Consider the following 4,655-nt stretch of genomic DNA (forward strand, 5'->3'; position numbering starts at 1 on the left):
GCCCAGACCCCACTGGCCCGGGACAGTTCCACCGCGTGCAGTCCGTAATCCAGGATGTCCTGCGTATCCGCCGGGTAGAGAACCGGCAACGCCAGGTCCGCCAGGACACGTTCGGACGCGCAGGGCACCGTCGAGGACTTGGCCACCGGATCGTCGCCGACAAGCGCGAGCGCACCGCCGACGGCCGGGACGCCCACAAGGTTGGCGTGCCGGATGGCATCGGCCGCACGGTCCAGCCCCGGGGACTTGCCATACCAGAGCCCGATCACCCCGTCCGGCCGCATACGGCCCGCCTCACCCGCCAGTTGACTGCCCATCACCGACGTGGCCGCCAGCTCCTCGTTCAGCCCCGGCTGATGCGAGACGGCATGCCCGGCCAGCAACGCGGAGCGCCGCGCCAACTCCAGATCGAAGCCGGCCAGGGGGGAACCCTCGTACCCCGAGACGAAGGCCGCGGTATCCCGCCCCACCCGCCGGTCATGCCTGATCCGGTCGAAGAGGACACGCACCAGAGCCTGGACACCGGTGAGATAGACCGTCCCCCGCTCCCTCAGATAACGGTCCTCAAGCGTGAAATCACCATCCGTCGCCGCATGGACAACCGGTGCGGACATCCAAACATCACCTGACTCTCAAGGACCTCGGACATTAAGGCTGGGGCCAATTGAACTGATGCTATGGGCCGCCTATGGACGTGCGTCAACGAGAAAGTCTCGTCACTGGGCCACCGGCCCAGTGAGTGATGGACATCTCTTGATCTCAAAAGGCCATTGGCACATCCGGGGCGACCTCGACCGAGTTCAGCTCGCTGTCATGTGAAGTGTGTGGCCGAGCAGTGGCTGTTGCCGGGGGTTGCCCGCAGAAAGTCCAAGGTGGTAATCAATGAAACAAGGGGCTCTCGTTGATTTCCGTTCACGGCCGGGAGATATCATCATGTAACCCCCTCAGCCGTGCGCCGGGGAATGCGGGTACGACTGGACGCGGACGCCTCTAATCCACTGGATCTGGCCTTCCGTCCCCACTTCGGTCCTCAAGCCGGCCGGTAAGCGCCCGCACACCGCGCTCCCGGTATGGCAGACCGGTACTCTCCCCGCCTTGAATGACTGCGCAAGTGGACCAAAGAGTAGGCAAGCGGTATCTAGAAATGTCAATAGAGCCGGGAGTAGGTTGAGCCAATAGCTCATCGGAGGCTCATCGAGCCGACAGCGGAAAGGCCATCGGTACAGCCATGGACGACCTCGATACCGCACTCCTCCGCCTTCTGCTGGAAGAGCCGCGCGCCGGCATGCGCGAGTACGCGCGGATCCTCGGAGTGGCACGGGGCACTGTGCAGGCCCGTCTCACACGCTTGCAGCGCGAGGGCGTGGTCGCTGATCTGGCTCCGCATCTGAGCCCCGAGCGGATGGGCTATCCCGTGCTCGCCTTCGTCCACCTCCACCTGGCACAGGGCCAGTTGGACGAGGTCACAGGACGGCTGATCCTGATACCCGAGGTGATCGAGGCGCACACCATAGCGGGCGAGGGGGATCTCCTGTGCCGGGTCGTGGCGCGCGAGAACCACCACCTGGAAGACGTGATCCAGCAGTTGATCAAGATGCCGGGCGTCGTTCGCACCAAGACGGAAGTCGCCCTCAGCGAGCGCGTCCGCCATCGCCTGCTGCCCCTCGTCACACTGAACGGCACTCCTCGTCCCCTCACCCGGAATCCGGCGCCTGACCTGCGGTGAGGCGCCGCCCGTCAGCAGTATCGACCAAGCCCGTTGTGTCCGGGCCGGTCGCCCTATGCCGTCGCCATGGGCGCCGATGTACGGGGGTGGGCAGCTCAGGCGGCACCCGCTAACGTCCACGACAAGTCAACGTTCACCAACTTCGGAGCCTCTGGGCTCAAGGGATACATCGACTATCCCTACCTGACCATCTGAGCACACCGCCCGCCCGTGTGGGGATCAACGGGGCATTGCCATGCGCGCGATGCATCATGCATGAGCCGCGCCCGTATGCCCGTACCCCGAGGCCAAAACGGCTGAGGTTCGCTGTCCGGCCCCGGATCCCCACCGAGGCAGAGCACCTGGGAGGAAGGAACCATGGACCCGTTCCCGCACCTCACCGGTACTCCGGCCGGGGTCGGCATGGGGCGGACCCCGGCCCGTTACCTCGCTAGCGGCGATGAGGTCCGTACAAGCATTGACGGCATCGGCGAGATGACCCATGTCCTCAGGTGATCGATGCCGCCATGAATATGCTCAATGTGGTGTGCGACGCTCTCGGTTTCGGCCTCGAGCCGTGTACCGGATTCGACGCGCATCCGTATGTCGACCGAGCGCGTGTCAGAGTACCGATCATGGCCCAGCACCCCGTCCAGCCGACCACACCCTCCTCGCCACCGGGCGATCGATCGTCTTCCGCACCGGATGCCACCGCGCCTTCCGCGAGCCGGGACGATCCGCCCCACGACCGCCCAGGGCGTGCCGCCCCCGCCCCGGCGGCGGTCTTCGACTGGATCGACCGGCGCACCGAGTTGCGCCGCCGCGCCGGGCTGACCCGGCATATGCGCCCACGACCGGCTGAGGAGCCCGTACTGGATCTGGCGGGCAATGACTACCTGGGCCTGGTCCGCCACCCGCGAGTGGTGCGGGCGGCCACGGAAGCGGTGGCGTGCTGGGGCGGCGGCGCCACCGGTTCACGCCTGGTCACGGGCACCACACATCTGCACCAGGAACTCGAGGAGGAACTCGCGGCCTTCTGCGGCTTCGAGGCCGCGTTGGTCTTCTCTTCCGGGTACGCGGCCAACCTGGCCGCTCTCACGGCGCTGACGGGGCCGGGAACACTCATCGTCTTCGATGCCTACAACCATGCCTCCCTGGTCGACGGCTGCCAACTTTCCCGGGCGAAGGTCACGCAGGTGCCGCACCGCGAGCCCGGCGCGGTGCGTACCGCGCTCACCGAGCACAGTGGGAGTCGTGCACTGATGGTGACCGACTCGGTCTTCTCGGTGGACGGCGACGCCGCGCCGCTAACGGAGCTGGCCGAGGCATGCCGTGCGCATGGCTCCGCGCTGCTGGTGGATGACGCGCACGGCCTCGGGGTTGTCGGCGACGGGGGCAGCGGCGCGCTGTCGGCCGCCGGTCTGGCCGGCTCCCCGGACGTGGTGGCCACCGTGACGCTGTCGAAGTCGCTGGGATCTCAGGGCGGGGCGGTGCTGGGCCCCCGCAGGGTCATCCGGCACCTCACGGAGACGGCCCGCACCTTCATCTTCGACACCGGGCTCGCCCCGGCGAGCGTGGGCGCGGCCCTGGGCGCGCTGCGACTGTTGCGCGAGGAACCGGAGCGCGCCGCACGAGCCCGAGAGGTGGCCCGGCGACTGTCGACGGGCCTGGCGGCCGCCGGACTGGAAGCGAGCGTGCCGGACGCCGCCGTGGTATCCGTCCGAGCGCCCTCCCCGGAAGCCGCCGTGACATGGGCGCGAGCATGCCGGGAGGCAGGCGTGGCGGTGGGCTGCTTCCGCCCGCCGTCCACACCCGACCGCCACTCCCGGCTACGACTCACCGCACGCGGCGACCTCACCCACAACCAGATCGAACAAGCCGTGACGGTGGTCGCCCGCTGGGCCCCGCGCAGCGGCACGGATGCCTGACTCACCAATGCCATCAGCGCCGAGCTTCAGCCGCGAGCACCCGACTTGTATCCAATAGCGGCCCGGATAGATAGACGGCCCGGGTCGCCCGCTACAGCACCCGGATACGAGGGGCGCGGCGCCCTGGGCGCCACCTGAAGGGTGTCAATATTCCATTTACGCTGCTGAGCTGGGCCTTTCCTGTGGGTGGTGAGGCAGCCGGGGTGGCGTGGTGTGGTACTCGTTGAGCAGTCCGCCAAGTACCTGGCGGCGCCTGACCGCGGCAGCGGGCAGGGGGAAGCGTGTGGGCCTGGGAACGAAGGAAGGAGCGCCACGTCTGCTGGGAGGCGCGCTGCGGCGCGGGCGGTAGACCGGAGCGGCGCAGGACGCGCCGGATCGTGGCGGCGGCAACCCGATGGCCAAGCCGTCGCAGCTCACCTTGGATCCTGACGTATCCCCAGGTCGGGTTCTCTCTCGCCAGGCGCTGGATGGACAGCACGATGAATCACAACCTGCCCGTGAAGCTCAGCAACAGCCTTGAGACAGTCTCATCCGCTCGGACAGAGGTGGCCTTCCCTCTGCCTCACATTCCAGAAGGTCTTGCCGCCGTCCGCCGATGCGCCGCCCGCGCCATGCAACAGTGGCGCATCCCCTCGGACCTTGCGGACGATGCGCCTTTGGTCGTCTCCGAACTGATCACCAATGCGGTCGTTCACGCCCTTCCTCCTGCGTCGCTGTGCTTGTCCCGACAGGGTGGCCGGGCTGCGTGCGCTGTCCGCATCGAGGTCACGGACGCGGGCCCGGCGCTGCTGCCCCACCGCGGCCGCTCTCCTCGGCTACCCGAGGAGAGCGGCCGCGGGAGCGCCATCGTCGCCGCACTGTCCGCCCGCTCCGGAACCACGACCTACCAAGGCGGAACCACTCGATGGGCGGAAATCCAATAGCCCACGCCCTGACCATGCCCCGGCGTCCACCCCGCACGGCAGCGTGCGGTCGCGCGGCAGACGTGTCACCTGCATCTGGTGGAGGCGGTCAAGGGGGAG

At 67.9% G+C, this 4,655-nt stretch carries 5 protein-coding genes and 2 pseudogenes; 4 read left to right on the forward strand and 3 right to left on the reverse strand.

What is annotated here, in order from left to right:
• Positions 1–614: pseudogene (locus KN815_RS46405) on the reverse strand (indolepyruvate ferredoxin oxidoreductase family protein); the annotation flags it as partial.
• Between the two features lie 614 nt (positions 615–1,228).
• On the opposite strand from KN815_RS46405, the gene KN815_RS46410 reads away from it, so the two are divergent.
• The 3 genes from KN815_RS46410 (at position 1,229) to KN815_RS46420 (ending at position 3,633) form a co-directional block, all read left to right on the forward strand.
• Positions 1,229–1,726, forward strand: coding sequence for an Lrp/AsnC family transcriptional regulator (locus KN815_RS46410; RefSeq protein ID WP_216347802.1), 498 nt, complete (start codon positions 1,229–1,231; stop codon positions 1,724–1,726).
• Positions 1,727–2,083: 357 nt separating this feature from the next.
• Positions 2,084–2,221 (forward strand): fumarylacetoacetate hydrolase family protein, encoded by a 138-nt coding sequence (locus KN815_RS46415; RefSeq protein WP_216347803.1) that lies wholly within the window; start codon positions 2,084–2,086, stop codon positions 2,219–2,221.
• A gap of 119 nt (positions 2,222–2,340) precedes the next feature.
• Positions 2,341–3,633: an 8-amino-7-oxononanoate synthase gene (locus KN815_RS46420; RefSeq protein WP_216347804.1), complete on the forward strand. Its 1,293-nt coding sequence runs from the start codon at positions 2,341–2,343 to the stop codon at positions 3,631–3,633.
• Positions 3,634–3,910: 277 nt separating this feature from the next.
• On the opposite strand, the pseudogene KN815_RS52495 reads toward KN815_RS46420, so the two are convergent.
• Positions 3,911–4,102: pseudogene (locus tag KN815_RS52495) on the reverse strand (IS3 family transposase); the annotation flags it as partial.
• A 58-nt stretch (positions 4,103–4,160) separates the two neighbouring features.
• A complete protein-coding gene (locus KN815_RS51275; RefSeq protein WP_253209676.1) occupies positions 4,161–4,328 on the reverse strand; it encodes a hypothetical protein in 168 nt (55 codons plus the stop codon).
• On the opposite strand from KN815_RS51275, the gene KN815_RS46430 reads away from it, so the two are divergent.
• Complete coding sequence (locus KN815_RS46430; RefSeq protein WP_253209675.1) at positions 4,260–4,556, forward strand: ATP-binding protein; 297 nt, start codon at positions 4,260–4,262, stop codon at positions 4,554–4,556. The two genes, KN815_RS51275 and KN815_RS46430, sit on opposite strands and share 69 nt — an antisense overlap.
• Positions 4,557–4,655: the final 99 nt, after the last annotated feature.

The sequence above is a fragment of the Streptomyces niphimycinicus genome, assembly GCF_018883605.1.
Classification (GTDB): Bacteria; Actinomycetota; Actinomycetes; order Streptomycetales; family Streptomycetaceae; genus Streptomyces; species Streptomyces niphimycinicus.

Bases quoted from the DNA above. Each gene is read 5' to 3' on its own strand.
- KN815_RS46410 (WP_216347802.1), top strand. From the start codon at position 1,229: ATGGACGACCTCGATACCGCACTCCTCCGCCTTCTGCTGGAAGAGCCG.
- KN815_RS46415 (WP_216347803.1), top strand. From the start codon at position 2,084: ATGGACCCGTTCCCGCACCTCACCGGTACTCCGGCCGGGGTCGGCATG.
- KN815_RS46420 (WP_216347804.1), top strand. From the start codon at position 2,341: ATGGCCCAGCACCCCGTCCAGCCGACCACACCCTCCTCGCCACCGGGC.